The organism is Cognatazoarcus halotolerans (genome assembly GCF_009800965.1).
GTDB lineage: Bacteria > Pseudomonadota > Gammaproteobacteria > Burkholderiales > Rhodocyclaceae > Cognatazoarcus > Cognatazoarcus halotolerans.
Genome location: NZ_WUAF01000010.1, coordinates 130,413 through 147,913 on the forward strand (window position 1 = coordinate 130,413; position 17,501 = coordinate 147,913).

Consider the following 17,501-nt stretch of genomic DNA (forward strand, 5'->3'; position numbering starts at 1 on the left):
AAGGCTTTCGGGGGAAGGGCGTCCGGGAAACGCAGGGAACGACGCCTCGCCCCTGCCTCGAAAGCTCGCCTCGATGGCATGGACGCGACTGGCACCGCAAGCGGTGCCGACAAGATCGGCGCACGCGGCACCGGACAAGACCGGTGGCCTACGCGAAAGACGGGAAACTCCAGGGCTTGCCTTGTGTGAATGCAGGGCCAGCTGCTGCATGACGTAAAGGTAGTGCCGCCGGAGGGCCGGGTCAATATCGGAATGCCGCCCGAAAGGTGGCCGATGCCGAAAGCCCCCTCAGGCGACGGCCATTCCCGGTGGCGAATGCAGATAGCGGCGTGGATGATTGCCCGAACGCTGTACTTGGAGGAGCACGGCATGTCGGAGATCCAGATCGTCAAGGTGGACCAGGGTGGCGTCAATGCCCGCATCCTCGCGAAAGAGGCCAAGGCCGACTTCCGGCGCGTCGAGGCCGCCAGCCTGAAGATCCCGACCCGCTTCACCAGTGCCGAGGGCAAGCGCTTCTTCGCGCGCCTCTTCAACACGCTGCAGCTCAACACCCACTTCATCTCGGTGATTGCCCGCACGCGCCTCGACCACGCGGACATCGCCAAGGTCGAGGACACCATCCGCGCGCAAATGGATGCGGTGACCGCCAACCTCAACGAGGCCATCGACGGCGCCGAGGCGCTATTCAAGGCGCACGGCATCACCAGTTCCGCGACCTACGACACCGTGCCGCTGGATGTCGACGTCCATGTGCTGTCGTCGATCGGCCGACGCTTCCTGGAGGTGCTGGGCAAGCTCGACCAGCTGATGCCCTTGCTGCAGACGCTGGAGATCCACGAGGTGATCACCACCCAGGCGGTGGATATCCAGCGCGCCAGTCTCAAGCGCCAGGTGCGCGACGTGGCCAATGGCGCGCGCAACTTCGCGATGGGGCTGCGGCGACGGATGAACGCCCTGGACGCGCGCAGCAGCGAGGGGCGTAGCGAGGGAAGCCGACCAGAGACTGTGACCGTCGACGTCGCGGATGGCACGGGCGAACCGGGCGCGGAGCGCGAGGCGACGCTCGATCCGATCGATGTGAGCGCCGATGCACAGCCGGAAGCCCCGGAGAGCATCTCGCCTTCGGTGGGCGACTGAGCTTCGCTTACCGCAGCCCAGTCCGGGCCGATTTGTCACTTCCCACTTCGCGGATCAACAAAGATGACGATAAGCAAAACCACATAAGAACCCCTGTTTCGATAGTCCAGTGACCGTCATTCTTGTTGAGTGAAAGGACAACATGATGGCGGTGAAGAAGAAAGAGTCCGCCCGTCTGGCGAAGCGACTTGGGGGCAACCTCTCCGAGCGGCGCAAACAGCTGGGATGGACACAGGAGATGGTTGCGGAGCGGGTCGGCGTCGACGCCGAAACCATCTCGCGCATCGAGCGCGGCGCCCATCTGCCGTCCCTGCCGACGCTGGACCGGCTTGCGGGGGCGCTCCAATGTTCGGCTGGCGACCTGTTATCGACGGAAGGACCCGAAGAGGTCAGCGAAGCGGCGACCTTTGGCGCATGGATTTCCGAACTCGCGGCTGACGATCGGGCATTCGTCATGTCGGTCGTGCGGAACTGCTGTGAATACCTGGGTAGCCGCTCGAAATAGGAGATTGTCCCTCCCACGGAGGGGGGGACGGGCCGCCAGGCCAAGTTTCGTGCGCGAAACCCTCCCGGCGCTCTCCCCGCGGTGCGACTTCCAATCGGACTTCAAGACGCCCTACGAGAGCAGGAGGGAATCATGACCCTATCCGCCACGGCGGGCTTGAGTCGGATCGGCTTCGCCCGCGATCCGATGTCTGGGCCGCAACCTTGATTCCGGCGTGCCGGAATGGCTTCGGCATCGGTGCCAGCTCCAATCCCCGGCGTGTGCGGTCCCTTTCGGCTGGCACATCCCGGCAAGCCTTGTGTCGGCCCACGGACCCCAATATCGTACCAACAGGCTCCACCCCGGGCTGACCCGACGCCGTGGGAGCTCGCACCGCTCTCGTGGCGGCGTCGCAGTCGTTACCTGCCTGTTGCCCGTCGATCCGCTGTCGTGCGTGCTGTGCGGCACAAACGCGGCTCGCCTGATCTTTCCCGACCCGAACGCCCTTCGCCGTCCGGCGGCGGGATTCCCTTTCCGGGTCATTCTTCCATGCCGCGCGACCGGGGCGCCCGTGGCATGCTGTCGAGTTCTGCGTTCCCTATAGGCCCGCGCCATTCTGACCTAGCGGGGCCGCAACCGAGCAGGTCATACCCCTTACCGGCACCCGCCGTGACGAGGTCCGATCATGCCCACCATCCGTTCCCGCGTCGCCGCGATGGCAGCGACTCCCATTGCTCCTCCGGCCACGCCAGCCGCTCCGGTTCCGACCCTGACGCTGCCCGAGACCGGCTTCCTGCGGCAGCCGCAGGTGCTGGCCTTCGTTCCCATCTCCAAATCGACCCTCTGGCGGCGCATCCAGGCGCGCACCTTCCCCGCACCCGTCAAGCTCTCGGAACGGGTGACCGTCTGGCGCGCCGAAGACATCCGCTGCTGGATCGCGCAGCAAGGCCAGCCCGGCTGACGGACAAGGCCAGCTGCGGGGATCCACTCGGCGTGGTCCGGCGGTACTGCTCGCGGATTGACCAGGCGGGCGCCGGCCCGCCGCACGCACGGCGCGTGCTTTTTCCAGGTCCGGACGGTCCGTGCTTCAGCGAAGGCGCTGCCGTTGGCCTGATGACGAAATCCCGCGCCCTTCCCGGCGATTTCGCCTGGCGAAAGGCGGTGTCTGCGCCCGAACATTCGGGCTATGACGATCGAGCAATGATGGGAGAGGCAAGTCATGCAAGACGATCAGGAGGTCAGCAAGCACCACGAGAACGCGCTGCAATCGGTCGAGATGCTCCGCGCCGTCGTCGGCGGTGAAACCTACGAGGCGGTGGCCGCGCGCTTCAGCGTCTCACGCACGGCGGTCGAGCGACGCATCAAATCTGTCGCAGTCCAGCTCACCCAAGTCGTGGGCGTCGACGGCCTCAAGGAAGAAGGGGCCGCCTTCGTGCGGCGACTGCGCCTGCACCGGGAGGCCATCCTGGTCGCGCTGGAAGGGTTCGAGCCCCAGCCGCCGGTCGGCGCCCGTCCGGCACGGGTATTGTCGGCGGCGGAAGTGACCCAGGGGGCCGTGCGCATCAAGGGCCGAACCAGCCGTACCTGGCACGACTTGGCCCTGTACTACATGCTGTTCGCCACCGGCCTGCGCCCCCTCGAGATCGCCCGGCTCGAAGTGCGCGACTACCTGCTTGCCGACGGCAGCGTGTGCCGGGAATCGGAATTGCGCGCCGAAGCCGCCATCAACGGCAAGGCGAGGCCACTCTACTTCAGCAGCAGTCGGCTCGACGATGCGTTGGCCGCCTACTTCCGCGAGCGGCGCGACGGCGGGCATCGGCTGGGCGAGCCCGACCGCTACCGCGGCCTCGACCCCGAAAGCCGGCTGTTCCTTTCCCCGGGCGGCGAGCCCTACAGGATCGCGCCCAACAATGGCGCGCCGGGGCAGAACCGCTATGTCTGCCGGGCGCTGCTCGAGATCTACCGCAAGTTGTTCCGCTACGCCGAACTCAAGGGTCTGAGCGCCCAGTCGGCGCGTCTCACCGTGATTTCCCGGATGTATGAGCGCGGGGCCGACGAGGATCAGGTGGGCACGATCCTGGGGATCGGCGAGCGCAGTGCAGTGCGGGAGCTGCTGCCGCGGCCCAAGCCGACGCTGGCGGAACTGCTCGACGAACTGGTCTGAACCGGCGATGGAAACCCAGCGCTTTACCATCAAGGGACGGGTCATCGCCGCCGACGATCCGCAACTGCAGATCGCGCTCGCCCAGGTCTACGACACGCCGGAGCGGCCGCGCTGCCTGTGCGTGCCCGGTGGCGTGGAGATGTACGTTGCATTGCACCGCCAGTTCGTGGTCAAGCGCATGCCGGAGAGCGGCAGCACCCACCATCCGGAGTGTCCCTCCTACGAGCCTGAGCTCCAGCAATCGGGGCTCGGCGAGCTGGTCGGGGAGGCGGTGCTGGAATCGGAACCAGGCCGCGTCGAGCTGCGCGTGGATTTCCCCTGGACGCGGGTGACCGGGCGCGGAGTGCCGCGCGGCGAACCGCAAGACGTGTCGGAGGTCGGCGTGCCCGGGCGGCGCATGACGCTGCGGGCGCTGATGCACTTCCTTTTCGAGCGCGCCGGCTTCAACCGCTGGAGCCCGGCGATGGCGGGCAAACGCAACCAGGGCGTGGTGCGCAAGTACCTGCTGGAGGCGGCCGAGGAGATCATGGTCAAGGGCGTGCCGCTGGCCGAACGCCTGTACGTGCCCGAATCCTTCAACGAGAGCGCCAAGGCCGAGGCCGCCCAGCGCCGACGCGAGAAACTGGCCGTGCTGCGCCCCAGGGATGGGCAAACGCCCCTGGCCATCGTGATCGGCGAGTTCAAGGCGAGCGAGGCGACGAGCCAGGGGCGCCGGGTCTGGATCCGACACATGCCGGATGCGCCGCTGCTGATCGCCGGCAGAAGCTGGGAGCGCATCGAGCGGGTCTTCGCTCCGCTGTTTGAGGCCCGTGATGCCGACACCGGTCGGCCGGTCCGCCTCATCCTGGCGGCACTCATCCGCGCCCGCCGCGAATACACCTATGAGATCGACGCGGCGAGCCTGATGCTGGCGAGCGAGCACTGGATTCCGATCGAGGGGGTGCATGAATTGCCGCTGATCGATGCCCTAGTGGCCCAGCACCGCCGCTTCGTAAAGCCGTTGCGCTACGACGCCCGGAGCGGGGCAGCCTTTCCGAATGCCTTGCTGCTGGATACTGGAGCGCGACCCGTTCCCATACATGTGGCCAGTGCCTTCATGGACCCCAAGGAGCGGGCGGCAAAGGAGAAGGCGATCGCATCTGGGAAACCGGAAGCCTGGGTATGGTGGTCCGATCAGCCGATGCCTGCTTTCCCCGCGGGGGCACCGGAGCGCTAACTAACGGAGTATCGCCCATTTGCTGATTCCGACCGCTCATGATTACCTGTGCCAGATCGACGTGATTAGCGAATCCGACTCGTCGCGATCGCTCAGTCGACGCCGTGACAGATGAGTGGCAGTAACTGACCCCTATGCATAGCTCTCAACTATGTATAGCGGCACCCCCAGCATGGCTGTTCGCTCGGTCGATGGCCGCACTGGGGCGTGGTGCGCTTTGCATAGTTACAGGGTCTGCAGGAACCTCATCAGTTCATCGCCGGCACGGAAGCGCTTGAGCTTGATGTCAGGTGCTTCGAGCCGGGCAAGAGCCTTCTCCTTCATCTCCAGGTTGGCCTCGACGTAGCGGTGCGTCGTGTTCGTACTCTCGTGACCGAGCCATAGTGCGATCACGTTGAACGGTACGCCGCTTTGCAGAAGATGCATGGCTGTCGTGTGCCTCACGGTATGCGGGGAGATGCGCTTGGTCTTCAGGCTCGGCTGTTCTGCGCTGGCCCTGTCCACCGCCAGCGCCAGTCGCTGCGCCACGTTGCAGCGGGTCATCGGATGCCCGGATCGATTGGGCAGCAATGCCGCCGAATCACGCAATTGCGGGTTGGCGCGTAGCCACGCGCGGATGGCCGCCGCAGTGGTCTTCCACAGCGGCACCGAGCGATCCTTGCGACCCTTGCCATGCAGGTGGACGCAGGCCGCGCCGTCCAGCACCACGTCGACGACGCGCACTCCGACGATCTCCGAGACGCGCGCGCCGGTGTTGTACAGCAGGCTCAGCAGCAGGTGGTCGCGCTGCGAAGTCCACTCCGTGCCAGGCTGTCCCAGCACGGCGATCATCTCCGGGCGCGTCAGGTGACCCAGCAGCGGCCGCTCGAATCGTTTCATCGGCACGGCCATCGCGCGCTCGACGGCATGCAGCGCCGTCACGTCGCGTCGGCTGGCGAACTTCAGGAACGCCCTCAAGGCGGTAAGCCGCAGGTTGCGACTGCGCACCGAGTTGTGCCGCTCGTGTTCCAGGTGGGCCAGGAACTTCAGGATCAACTCCGGCGTGATGTCCCCGAGTTGCATGGCGATTGGCGGCTTGCCCAGCTGCTTGGCCGCATACCCGAGGAACAAGGTCATCGCGTCGCGGTAGCAGGCCACGGTACGCGGGCTGAGTGCGCGCTGTGCGACCAGGTACTCGGTGAAGAATTGCTGCACCAGCGCCGGGAAGCTTGGCGGAGAGCCCTTTCGGTTGAGGCGCGCTTCACCCATGGTTGAGCTCCGGCATGCACGACTCGAAGCGCTGCGCGGCCACCGCCATCAATTCCGGCACCGCCTGCAGGTACCAGTAGGTGTTGGTCACCATCGCGTGACCGACGTAGGTCGACAGCGACAGCATCGCCGCGTCCACATCGATGCCCTGTTGCTGCCACAGCAGGATGCGCCTGACCACGAAGGTGTGCCTCAGGTCATGGATGCGCGGAGCGTGGTGCGTACCACGGTTGACCCACCCCAGTTCGCTGCGCAGCGTGGCGAAGACGCGCTCCACCTGATGCCCGTGCATCGGCTTGCCGAACAGGCGGCCCCGTGTGCCGATGAAGAACGGCGCGTCGTCGTCGCGTGAGGCGCCCGCCACGTCCCGTGTCCAGCGGTATTGGCCCAAGGCCTTGACTGTGCTCGGATGCAGCGGCACCTGGCGCGACTTGGCGAACTTCGTGCGCCGGATCGTCAGCAGGCCGCGCCTGAGATCCACGTCGTCAAGGTTCAGCGACAACGCCTCGGACAGGCGCAGTCCGCAGCTGGCAATCAAGCCGAACAGCGTCTCGTAGACCAGGCCGCGCAGGCCGGGATTGGGACCGAGTTGGCGCGCGGCGGCTAGCAACTGCTGCACTTCCTCTTGGCTGTAGATGTGCGGCGCCTGGCGCTCGGGCAGCCGACCGAAGATCGTGTCGTCGGGTACTTCTGTGGTCGGCTCGAATTGCTGCATCCAGCGCGTGAAGGAGCGCAACTGCTTGAGCCGCCGCGCCCAGGTCCGGGGATCGACGCTTGCGTGGCTATCCAGACGTGCCCACTGGGCCATGACCTCCAGGGTCAGGGGGCCGCGATGGCGTGTACGCCGAACATACTCGGCCAAGCTGCGCAGGCTGTAGGCGGCTGAACGCAGCTGGAAGCCCAGGGTACGACGCTCAGTGAGGTAGCGCTCCACGAGCGCAGTCAGTCCTATCGTCATGACAGCCTCCCTGTCGCGGCGGCGGAGGCCCCGGGCCAAGGCAGGGCCACTTCGACGAGCCGGCTGCTGTCGAGCTTGGCGTAGATCAGCGTCGTGTTCAGCGAGCGGTGCCGCAGCACGTCGGCCACCTCCTTGAGCGAGGAACCGCCGGCCAGCAGACGGCTGGCCATCGTGTGACGCAACAGGTGCGAACGCGTATGCGCAAGACCGGCGCGCGCATACGCCTGGCGGATGGTCTTGCGCACGAGGTCCGGCCCGATGGGTCGCTCGCGCGGCGTCATATGCCGGGCGAAGACCATCCGGTGCTGGGTCTTGGGCCGCTCGTCGCGCAGGTACAGGGCGATGGCTCGCCCTGTTGCTTCAGGCAAGGGCATTACGTCTTCACGCCGGCCCTTGGTGCGGCGCAGTGTGATCGTGCCGGCTTCCCAGTCGATGTCGTCCAGGTTCAAGTGTGCGACCTCGCTGCTTCGCAGGCCCAGATCGAGCGCGCAGCGCACTATGGCGTCGGCGCGCAGCATCGACGGGCCGCTCTGACCAAGGGCGGCCTCGAGTTGTTCGACCTCTGCCGGCTCCAGCGACTTGGGTAACGATGCCAACTGCCAGTTCGCCGGATAGGCCAGTGCACCAACCAGCGCATGGGTACGGTCGCCCAGCGACGCGCGCCAGCGGAAGTAGCCGCGCAGGGACGCGACCACGGCGCCCAGGCTCGACGGTGTGCTGCAGTTCTTGGCCTGCGAGGCGAAGAAGTGTCGTACGTGCTCGGCTGTGAGGACCTCGAACCGGATGTCGCCATCACCGAAGTGCTTGCGAAGAAGGGCTCCGACCAGGCGAAGCGCGCCCTCGCGGGTCTTAGGGGCAAGTCCTCGGACCTGTGTCATGTACTGGTCGTAGCGACGCAGTTCCTCCCCGACTGCCGTCTCGTCCTGTGGCTTGGGCCTGATGGCACCGGCCTCGCGCAGCACGACCAGAACGTGTGCCAATGCAGCGCGCACGTAAGCTGGGTGACGCGCGCTCGTCTCGCACTTGCATTGGGGAAGATGGCCCTTGAGGAACTCGACCACGAGCGTCTCATCGACGTCGGCCAGACCCCGGTTGGTCTGGTGCATCCACATCGAAAGGTGCATCACGGCCGCTTCGCAGCTGCGCACATAGCCGGCGGCGTTGCCGCGACCGAGCAGGTACTCGCGGTATGCCGGAACATGCCGCTCCAGATGAGTACAGCCGCGCGTGCGGACAGCGGATTCGGATCGAGACGAAAGCTTGGATCGCATGGCAGTCTCCAGGTTGTGGAGCCGCCAGTGAACATGGGCCGGAAAACTATGTGTAGCTGCTCACGACCGAACGCGCAGCTTGCCCGCGTAATTGCTGATCAAATGCCATCCCGCCGGCCGCGACTCTACATAGTTGAGAGCTATGCATAGGGGTCGCTGGACTAAACCGCTGGCGCGGTATGGGGTGATCCAGGCCCTGGAGGCGTAGCCGGCGCATTCACATGAAGCCCGTGTTGGAGAAGGATTGGGTGGCTGCTCGCAGCCCTTCATTCCTTTCCGACAGGAGCTTTGCCATGACTCCCCTTCGCCAGCGCATGCTCGAAGACATGGGCATTCGCAATTTCGCCGACAACACCCAGCTTACTTACCTCCAACAGATCAGCGCCTACGCGCGCCACTTCGGTCGCTCGCCCGATGCGCTCGGGCCCGAGGACGTGCGCACATACCAGGTCCATCTGGTCGAAGTGCGCAAGCTCTCTCCCGCGAGCGTCGGCATCGCGACTTCGGCGCTAAGGTTCCTCTACAAGGTCACGCTCAAGCGCGACTGGGCACTGGAGGACATCCCAATGCCCAAGAAGCCCTTCCGGCTGCCGGTCATCCTGAGCCGCGACGAGGTGACGCGCCTGCTCGAGGCCGTCGCCAGCCTGAAGCACCGCACGATCCTCACCACCGCCTACGCTGCGGGCTTGCGCGTATCGGAGGCCACGCATCTGCGGGTCACCGACATCGACAGCCAGCGCATGGTGCTGCGCGTCGACCAGGGCAAGGGTCGCAAGGATCGATACGTGATGCTCTCGCCGCGCCTGCTCGACGCCTTGCGTACGTACTGGAGAAGCGAGCGGCCCCGCCTGTGGCTGTTCCCGGGCGATGTGCCGGAGCAGCCGATCACCAAGGGCGCCGTCGAGGCCGCGTGCCAGAAGGCCCGTCGCGCCTCGGGCCTCACCAAGCCGGTCACCCCGCATTCGCTGCGCCACGCCTTCGCCACGCATCTGCTGGAATCGGGCACCGACGTGCGCACCATCCAGTTGCTGCTCGGACACCGCAGCCTGACGACTACCTCGCGCTACCTGAAAGTCGCCACCAGCACGGTGTGTGCGACCCGCAGCCCGCTCGACTGGTTGCCCGCACCGGTGGTGCCGCCCTCGGTGACAGAGCCCGCGCACTTCTGAGGCGCGCCCGTGCGCCCGTCCGGGCTCGAGTTGGCGGACATCTTTCGCCAGCTCGGGCCGTCCTATCGCGCCAGCCACTCGGACGCGCTCAGTCGCGGGCAGCGCCGCGTCATGGGCGCCATCGAGCGTTGCCGCACGGCGGCGCTCGGCGGGCACGTCGAGCAGTGTGATGCCTGCGGCTACCAGCGGATCGCTTTCAACAGCTGCCGCAACCGGCATTGTCCAAAGTGCCAGGCATTGACGCGGGCGCAGTGGCTCGAGGATCGGCGCGCCGAGCTCCTGCCGGTCGAGTACTTCCATGTCGTGTTTACGTTGCCGCAGGAGATCGCCGCCATCGCCTACCAGAACAAGGCGGTTGTCTACGATTTGCTGTTCCGCGCCACCGCCGAGACGCTGCGAACGATCGCCACAGACATCAGGCACTTGGGCGCCGAGATTGGCTTCATCGCGATCCTGCACACCTGGGGTCAGAACTTGCTCCACCATCCGCACCTGCACTGCGTGGTGCCCGGCGGGGGCCTCTCCCCGGATGGCCAGCGCTGGATCGCTTGCCGGCCGGGTTTCTTCCTGCCGGTGCGGGTGCTGTCGCGGCTGTTCCGCCGACTGTTCCTCAAGATGTTGCAGCAGGCCTTCGCGGCGGGCTCGCTCAAGTTCCACAACGCCTTGGCTGAGCTTGCGGCCCCCGGCGCATTCGCCCGCTATCTTGCGCCGATGGCCCGGACCGAATGGGTGGTCTACGCCAAGCCGCCGTTCGGCGGGCCCGAGCGCGTGCTCGAGTACCTCGGCCGCTACACGCATCGGGTGGCCATCGCTAACAGCCGGCTCGTCGCGTTCGCCGACGGCCAGGTCGCGTTCCGCTGGAAAGACTATCGCCATGCGTCCCGCCAGAAGGTGATGCGGCTCGAGGCGGCGGAATTTGTGCGGCGCTTCCTGCTGCACGTCCTACCCTCCGGATTCCAGCGTATCCGCCACTACGGTTGGCTGGCCAACCGCAGCCGCGCGGCCAAGCTGGAGCGCTGTCGCCAGCTGCTGGATGTGCCCGCACCGGTGCCAGTGCCAGCCGATGAACCCGTCGATTATCGGGATCGCTATCAGCAGCTCACCGGCGTGTCACTGTGGGAGTGCCCCCACTGCGGGCGCGGGCGGATGCTCTGCGTCGAGACCTTTCAACGCGGGGCGCTGCCGCGTGGGCCACCGGAGGTCACCACATGAACATCCCCCCGCAACGGACCCACGCACTCCGAGATGTTCCTGACGGCGTGCCAGGGCTGTTCATGCGTCACCCTACACGACAACAAAGAGCGCCCGCCGAGGCTCTTGCTGGTGCAGAACGGAGCACGCGTCCGGTGCGCGACGCCTTCGCCAACCTCGCCGCAGCGCCATTCGGTAAGGCAGGCGGCTCAGTGCTGATCGCTATCCTGGCGCCACCTCGCGGAACTCCGCCGATTCAATCCCCATAGCGCCCCACCGCCCGAGCGGCGGTTCAGTCCAACGGGATCTTTTGCCTACCGGCCACGGAATGAGTACATGGCACCGGCCAGGCGACGTGCGCCGCGGCCGCCAGGCAAAAGACGCTCTTCACTATGGATAGATTTGCATAGCGACCCAAACTTGCAGGTCGAGCTTTTTCGAAGCGGCCATTCAAGCTGACATCGGAGGGGCCGCGTTACTCCGGTAGCTGACTGACGACCTACGGAAGACCTTGGGCCGGAACGGTCATTGGTAGATAGCGTCAAGCAGCATGGCCGGTTTACCGACAATCATCTTGGCCGGTCGACCGGGTGATTGTCGGTGGTTACTCAGCCATGATTGACGCTCCTTCCTGGTGATTGTCGCTGGATGATTGTCGGCGCCGGCTGGACTGTTTTTCGCTGGCCGTGCGACGGCGATAGCTTTCGACGTTCATCTCGAAGATCGTCGAGTGATGGACGAGCCGGTCGATGGCGGCGACGGTCATGCCGGGATCCGGAAACACGTCATTCCAGCCCGAGAACGGCTGGTTGGCCGTGATCAGAAGGCTGCGGCGCTCGTAGCGTTCGGCGATCAGTTCGAACAGCACGCTGGTTTCGGCCTGGTCCTTGCGCGCGTACGACAGGTCGTCGAGGATGATCAGGTCGAAGCGGTCGAGCTTGGCGAGGGCTGAGGGCAGTTGCAGGCCCTGACGCGCCGCCTGAAGCTTCTGCACGATCTCGCTGGTGCGCGTGAACAGCACCCGGTAGCCGGCATCGATGAGCGCGTGTCCGAGCGCGCACCCTAAATGGCTTTTCCCGACACCCGGCGGGCCGAACAGAAGCACGGTGGCGCCTTTCTCGAGCCACGAATCGCCGCTCGCCAGCGCCATGACATGGGCCTTGGAGACCATCGGCACCGTGCCGAAGTCGAAGGTCGCCAGCGTCTTGGTCGGATCCAGATGCGACTCGGCGCGGTGCCGCTCGATGCGCCGCTTGGCGCGCTCGGCCAGTTCGTGTTCGAGCAGTGCGCCGAGCAGTCGCGTGGCCTGCCAGCCTTCCTTGTCGGAGCGCTGGGCAAACTCGGGCCACAGGCGAGCAATGGTCGGCAAGCGCAGCTCATTGAGCATCAGGGCCAGACGGCCGGCTTCGTAAGCGGGCGTATTCACGCGGCCACCTCCTTGCCCAGGAGCTCGTCATAGCTGCTGACAGGGGGAATTTCGACATTGATCACCGGGCAATCGACCTGGCGCGGCGCCAATTCCTCGCGCAACGCCTTCAGATCCGGCAATCTGCCGTCCACCAGCGATGCATTCAGGCGTGCGGCCAGCACGGCTTCGACGCCGTCGAGCGCAGCGAGCTCGAGCAAGCCCACCATGGTCTTGCAGGCCTCGCGCTGCGTCAGGCGCGCCTCGAGCTGCTCCCACGTCCGGCGATAGGCCTCACGCGGAAACAGCTCGTCGCGAAACGCGAGCCCCTTGAAGGCCTGCGGTTTGCGCTTGAGACCCTCGATGAAGTGCCGGTAATCGAGCGCGCGGCGGTTGTCGCCGGCACGCGAAGCCCGCGCCGTACTGTGCACCAGCGCACCCGACAGATAGCAGTCGAGCCGATCGCCATAGACCCGCACCTTCAGGCGGTGGCCAATTAGCCGCGACGGCGCACTGTAAAGAATGCCGCGCACGGTGAAGGTGCTGCAGCGTGTGACGCGCGCTTCTTCCTCAACGAAGTCGGTCGTGCGCCGCAGCGGCAGATCCATGAGCTGCTCGCGCTCGAGGCGAAACGCCGCCGCGTTGCGCCGGTTGCGGCGCATGACGATCTCGCGCAGAAACTCGTCGTAGGCCGCGCGATCGGCGAAGTCCCGGTGGCCGCGCAACATCAACGCCTGGTCGAGGGCCTCCTTCAAATAGCGATGCGACGACTCCACGCTGCCGTTCTCGTGACCCTGACCGCGATTGTTGCGCGTGCCAGCCATGCCGTAATGCTCGAGCAGCGCGGCGTAGCGCACCGTGAAGTCCTCTTCGTCCTGCAGATTCCTGAACGCGGCCGACAAACTGTCGGTGCGGTGCTCGCGCGGGCAACCGCCGGCTTGCCAGAGGGCGTTCTGCAAGCCCGTGGACAGCGCCTCGAAACTCTCGCCGCCTTCGACGACGTTGGCGTATTCCCAGCGCGAGAAGGCCAGCACAAAGTGGTACAGCCGATGAGCGAACGGCACGCCGGCGAGGGTCACACGCAGTTCAGTCACGTCGGTAAAGTCCGACAGGCCCCGCGCGCCGGGCTCATGCTGTTGAGGGAAGAAGACTTCCTTGGGCGGGCCGGACATCGCTCGCCAGTACCTCACGCGCCGCTCGAGCGTGCGGCGTGTGCTGTCGGGATACTGCCCAGGATGATCGTCCTGCAGCTTGCGCAGGATCGTAATCGCCTGCAGCTGCGGCGCGCTCATGAGCATCGGAGCGACTTCGGTGTCCCAGACGTCGGCGAACGGATCGGGGCGCGAGCGCCAGTAGCGGCGTGGCTTCTGGGACGGCAGTGTGGCGTCTCGATCTATGCGCCGGGCACTGCGCACGCTGATGCCGGCCTTGGCGGCGGCGATCTCCTGAGAGTGGTGTTTGCGTTTGGACATGTAGAGGCGAACCTGTTGGTCGGTGATGCGGGTTCCGGACATGCGGCTGATCGCTTCTTCATGATCTGATCAGCCATCGTAGAACCCGGCCAACTCGGTGCCGCCGGTGGGGAGAACTCTCCGTCGGCTACGCCGCCTCCGACTTCTCCCCACCGGCCAAAACCCTCGTCGCTATACCGGCCAAGATGATTGTCGCCGCCCACATTGGAGACCGGCGCTGCCTACGATCGGAATGTGCAGGTCAGCGGTCATCGACCAGGAAATCGTCTCCAATGACTGCATGGCACTTGCGCCTATTGCGGACAAAGCGGCGCACCCAGCCTCCTGCACACGCCATTTGTGGTGACCACCAGCTTTACGCTGGGCGATTGTGATAGATGTGCCATCATACTTGACACACAACGAATCGTTCAATATGCTTCACATGCCATCACTACTATCACATGTGAGCCTCGTATGCCCTTCTCGAAATCCGAAATGCAGGAAGAATTGTTCAAGTTCCTGAGCCAGTTTGGGAAAGATATCGCCAATCTGTACGGGGTCGACGACTATGCGTGGACCGAAAGGAAAGCTATTCAAGAGTCGCCGATATGGAAGGCGGCGAGCGAGATGTACGACTACGGTGTAATGGGCATCTCATCGGAAAACCTTCACCCAGAAGGACATATTGATGGAGTCTATGCCCGTATGGAGCGGTTTCTTCGTGCGATGGATACGCCGCAAATGAGGCTCTATCTGGAGGAAAGCAACAACACTCCGCCGCGTCTCGCCTTGCTCGCAGTGCAAAGCGCAGTGGCGCGCATGGTGCTCGATGGCGGTTGGCGCCACACCGATTATGGGGCCGGCGAAAACGGGGCGTTAAAGGGCGACATGAACCATCTGACGCTTGCCGAGGTTGCCCTGCTTGCGAATATGGATGAGCGTAGTGTGCGGAATGCAGCTAACCCGAAGCTGCCTGATCCACTGAAGACGGAGCAGGTCGGCAAGCGCTCACTGGTTAGTCCGGAAGAAGCCCGCCGTTGGCTAGCCGGCCGGAAGGGTTATATACCGACACGGGCATATGCCGGTCCCCGACGGCCGTCAATCGATGTAACGTTGCCCGTCCTTCCAGAAGAATTTCTGGATCAGATCCAACGAGCAGCCGCGGAATCAGGAGTCTCGGCGACGAAAATCTTGGGAGAGCAATTTCTCGCTAATCTACACGCCGCTATTAAAGCGGGGCAGAACAAATGAGAACGTCGACTCACGCAACCGTTCGCTGCCAACAACGCGGTATCCCCGCCCTTGTGCTTGATCTGCTGCTCCAGTTTGGTCACCGTGAGCATGATCATGCTGGCGCCGAGATTGTCTATTTCAATCATCGCTCAAAAAAGCGTATCGAAAGCTATGCTGGCGGGCTCATCAGCAAGCTAAACGAGTATTTGGATAGTTATGCCGTGGTGGCCGCCGGGGAGATCGTCACGGTGGGCCACCGTTACAAACGAATCAATCGCAACTAAAACAACGGAGAAAACCTATGCCAACAATAACAAGAGACGAAATGGTCGCCATGCTGTTCGATATGGGCTTTAAGACCCAGACGACCGCATCGCAAAAATGGAAACAGGCATTATTCTTCATTAACGGCGAAAAGACGCTGTTCGTTCTCGTCAGAACTCGCGGCGTCGATGTGTTGGAAACCCCCTTGAAACGGGAAGAGATGACAAACCCCGATGGCCTCTTGAGCGTGACCATGCGTCGGACCGGTGATCGATTTGCCGAGTTTTTCTACACGGACAGCCATTTGCCGGTCAACGAAAGGGTGCTCGAGATTGCATCACACTTTGTCAACAACCTAAATATCGATCAAAGCCACTTCCAGAAAATAGGTATCGGCAGACGTGAATGGGGCGAAAAGTACGGCGAGAAAAGTAAGCGCTCGAACAGAGAGAATAGCGGAAGCCTCTGCTCGCTGTATGCAGACTTAGCGATTGAAGAAGGCGAAGACGTCTATTTAAGTGACGGTGTTTGGCTGTCGTCAGACGGCTCCCTGCACGACCGGGGTCGCTAACCTCCCGAGGTTCATTGCTTCCTGAGGTAACGGCTTTGCCGCCGCTAGCCCGGAAGGTGATGAGAGACGGGTAGGACATCAGGCAGGTTTTAGATTGAGGCAGGCATCGTGCTTCCCGGCTAAGGAACAATCCACCCAAGTTAACCCTCAGCACGGCTTGAAGCTCATGTGCTTGTGCGGCTTGGGTCGCGAAGGCCGTGGCTTTGACAGTCCGGGCCGATGCAGGAAAGTCTTTCTGGCGATCAAGCTCAGGAGTTCGCAAAGCGCCTTGCCGCAGAGTCTTCCCAGCAACAGCAGCGGCGTTACCGGCTTGAGCGCGGAACGTGCGTAGGCGCGGTTGATGCGACGCTGGGGCGCAATGAGGTGCTGTTGGCGCGCCGCTGCGGCGAGCACTGCGGCGATGTTGTCGCAGAGCACCTTGGCGGCGATGTCCTGCTGCACGGCGAGGTGGCTGAGGCCCGACACGTGCTCCAGGTTCAAGCGGTGCTTGAGTCGCTTGAACGTCTCCTCGACGGACCAGCGCGTGTGGTAGATCTCACCGAAATCCGCCGCCGGGAAGCGGTTGGCATCGAGCAGGCTGGTCATGAACACGCGAATGGCGCCGTTGGGGGCGCGTTGGCGCACCAGACGCACAGTCAGGGGCTCGGCGGGGCAGCCGAAATCGCGCACATCGGCGGCCTGCGGCGGCGGCAAGGTTACGAGCTGTTCGTCCAGGCCCGACTTGCGGAAAGCCTGCACGGCGGCGAAGCCGCCGTCGGAGGTGTCGACGCGAATGCAGAAGTCGATGCTGCGCTGAGCGAGCACCCCGACCAGCCAGCGCGCCGGATAGCCGCGGTCGAGCAGCAGCAGATCGCCGGGGGCGAAGCTGTCGAGCTGCTCGAACAGCGCCTGACGCTCGCCGGTGCAGGCACTGTGCAGCGTTGCGGCCAGCATCAACTGCGCATCGGGCAGGTAGCAGCCCAGCACCAAGGCCTCGCGGCTTGCCGCGCGCGGCACATGGCTGGCGCGCAGGCCGAAGCGCAGGAAGCTGCCATCGACCGCGATGCGCCGCAGGCCACACCAGCGAGGGATGCCTCCGGCCTCATCGACCATCCGCAGGAACTGTGCGTTGAGCGCCGGCAACGCGGTGTGGCTGAGCTTGGCCCTGGCTTGCGCGAAGGCTTGTTCGGAGACATGCCTGACCAGGCACGCTTGTTCCTGGAGATGGGCGAAGAACGTATCGAGTTCGGTCTGGACGCTCTTGGCGATGCCGGAGACCAGGGCTGCGACCAAAGCGGGCAGCGGCAGCTTGCGTTGGCGCGAGAAGGCGTTGGGGTGTGCGCGGTGGCGGGCGACTTCCAGGAACGACTCGGAGTGCAGGTAGTGGGTAAAGGAGGCGAAGAGGTTGGAGAGGTCCATCGGCGGCTCGAGGTTCGAAAACGAACCTCACTGGCCGGCGCGCTGCTTGCGCTAAAAAGCACAGCGCAAGCAGCGCGCCGGCCGCGCGAACCGCTATGGATGTCAAGCGATTTCTGCAAAGATCTTGCGCCAACCGACGAACGGCAACAGGCGATCACTGCATATGGCGTGCTCGATGCGGTGATTGCTTAACTTGGGTGGATTGGGCTAAGGAATGGTTCTTCGGCCAAACTAGACGAGCGACCGCTCATGTCCCAACAACTGAGAATGCGTGGTCGTCGCAGATAACGATAGATGGGCCTTGGGGCTCTACCACCGGGCAGCGATGCAGAGGCAGC

General features: G+C 64.4%; 16 protein-coding genes. 10 read left to right on the forward strand and 6 right to left on the reverse strand.

The genetic code is table 11. From position 1 onward, the window contains the following. Nucleotides 1–369: 369 nt before the first annotated feature. The 5 genes from GQB03_RS13940 to GQB03_RS13960 all read left to right on the forward strand — a co-directional run bounded on the left by GQB03_RS13940 (nt 370) and on the right by GQB03_RS13960 (nt 5,001). The gene (locus GQB03_RS13940; protein ID WP_159690465.1) at nt 370–1,137 is read left to right on the forward strand and encodes an AcaB family transcriptional regulator; all 768 of its coding nucleotides are present in this window, start codon (nt 370–372) and stop codon (nt 1,135–1,137) included. A 145-nt stretch (nt 1,138–1,282) separates the two neighbouring features. Beyond that, the gene (locus GQB03_RS13945) at nt 1,283–1,642 is read left to right on the forward strand and encodes a helix-turn-helix domain-containing protein (RefSeq protein WP_159690468.1); all 360 of its coding nucleotides are present in this window, start codon (nt 1,283–1,285) and stop codon (nt 1,640–1,642) included. A gap of 664 nt (nt 1,643–2,306) precedes the next feature. After that, entirely contained in the window at nt 2,307–2,582 is a 276-nt protein-coding gene (locus GQB03_RS13950; protein ID WP_200832225.1) for a helix-turn-helix transcriptional regulator, read from the forward strand. A 258-nt stretch (nt 2,583–2,840) separates the two neighbouring features. Then, on the forward strand, nt 2,841–3,785 hold the full coding sequence (locus tag GQB03_RS13955) for a site-specific integrase (protein WP_159690471.1): 945 nt from the start codon (nt 2,841–2,843) through the stop codon (nt 3,783–3,785). Nucleotides 3,786–3,792: 7 nt separating this feature from the next. Further along, nucleotides 3,793–5,001 (forward strand): DUF1173 family protein, encoded by a 1,209-nt coding sequence (locus GQB03_RS13960; RefSeq protein WP_159690474.1) that lies wholly within the window; start codon nt 3,793–3,795, stop codon nt 4,999–5,001. Nucleotides 5,002–5,226: 225 nt separating this feature from the next. On the opposite strand, the gene GQB03_RS13965 is transcribed toward GQB03_RS13960, so the two are convergent. From GQB03_RS13965 to GQB03_RS13975, 3 genes are read right to left on the reverse strand one after another with little or no spacing between them, the layout of a single operon-like run. Further along, on the reverse strand, nt 5,227–6,249 hold the full coding sequence (locus GQB03_RS13965; protein WP_159690477.1) for a tyrosine-type recombinase/integrase: 1,023 nt from the start codon (nt 6,247–6,249) through the stop codon (nt 5,227–5,229). Then, on the reverse strand, nt 6,242–7,207 hold the full coding sequence (locus GQB03_RS13970; protein WP_159690480.1) for a tyrosine-type recombinase/integrase: 966 nt from the start codon (nt 7,205–7,207) through the stop codon (nt 6,242–6,244). Before GQB03_RS13970 ends, GQB03_RS13965 begins: the two co-directional genes overlap by 8 nt. Then, nucleotides 7,204–8,478 (reverse strand): site-specific integrase, encoded by a 1,275-nt coding sequence (locus GQB03_RS13975; RefSeq protein WP_159690483.1) that lies wholly within the window; start codon nt 8,476–8,478, stop codon nt 7,204–7,206. The genes GQB03_RS13970 and GQB03_RS13975 overlap by 4 nt, the downstream gene beginning before the upstream one ends. A 293-nt stretch (nt 8,479–8,771) precedes the next feature. Between GQB03_RS13975 and GQB03_RS13980 the strand changes: the two genes are divergently transcribed. Both GQB03_RS13980 and GQB03_RS13985 read left to right on the forward strand, forming a co-directional pair. After that, on the forward strand, nt 8,772–9,647 hold the full coding sequence (locus tag GQB03_RS13980; protein ID WP_159690486.1) for a tyrosine-type recombinase/integrase: 876 nt from the start codon (nt 8,772–8,774) through the stop codon (nt 9,645–9,647). Nucleotides 9,648–9,656: 9 nt separating this feature from the next. Further along, nucleotides 9,657–10,859 carry an IS91 family transposase gene (locus GQB03_RS13985; protein ID WP_159690489.1) on the forward strand — a complete coding sequence of 401 codons (1,203 nt, stop codon included), beginning with the start codon at nt 9,657–9,659 and terminating at the stop codon, nt 10,857–10,859. Between the two features lie 583 nt (nt 10,860–11,442). Here the strand turns inward: GQB03_RS13985 and istB are convergent. Continuing rightward, complete coding sequence (istB, locus tag GQB03_RS13990) at nt 11,443–12,264, reverse strand: IS21-like element helper ATPase IstB (RefSeq protein ID WP_159690492.1); 822 nt, start codon at nt 12,262–12,264, stop codon at nt 11,443–11,445. Next, nucleotides 12,261–13,757, reverse strand: a complete 1,497-nt coding sequence (istA, locus tag GQB03_RS13995; protein WP_159690495.1) for an IS21 family transposase — start codon at nt 13,755–13,757, stop codon at nt 12,261–12,263. The genes istB and istA overlap by 4 nt, the downstream gene beginning before the upstream one ends. A gap of 414 nt (nt 13,758–14,171) precedes the next feature. Here istA and GQB03_RS14000 point away from each other — a divergent pair, with 414 nt between their 5' ends. Genes GQB03_RS14000 through GQB03_RS14010 form a run of 3 tightly spaced genes read left to right on the forward strand, consistent with a single transcriptional unit; the run spans nt 14,172 to nt 15,765 of the window. Continuing rightward, nucleotides 14,172–14,948: a hypothetical protein gene (locus GQB03_RS14000; RefSeq protein WP_159690498.1), complete on the forward strand. Its 777-nt coding sequence runs from the start codon at nt 14,172–14,174 to the stop codon at nt 14,946–14,948. Continuing rightward, entirely contained in the window at nt 14,945–15,214 is a 270-nt protein-coding gene (locus tag GQB03_RS14005) for a hypothetical protein (RefSeq protein ID WP_159690503.1), read from the forward strand. The genes GQB03_RS14000 and GQB03_RS14005 overlap by 4 nt, the downstream gene beginning before the upstream one ends. A gap of 41 nt (nt 15,215–15,255) precedes the next feature. Continuing rightward, nucleotides 15,256–15,765 carry a hypothetical protein gene (locus GQB03_RS14010; RefSeq protein ID WP_159690507.1) on the forward strand — a complete coding sequence of 170 codons (510 nt, stop codon included), beginning with the start codon at nt 15,256–15,258 and terminating at the stop codon, nt 15,763–15,765. A 147-nt stretch (nt 15,766–15,912) separates the two neighbouring features. Here the strand turns inward: GQB03_RS14010 and GQB03_RS14015 are convergent, their stop codons facing one another. Then, nucleotides 15,913–17,163 carry an IS4 family transposase gene (locus GQB03_RS14015; RefSeq protein ID WP_159690512.1) on the reverse strand — a complete coding sequence of 417 codons (1,251 nt, stop codon included), beginning with the start codon at nt 17,161–17,163 and terminating at the stop codon, nt 15,913–15,915. Nucleotides 17,164–17,501: the final 338 nt, after the last annotated feature.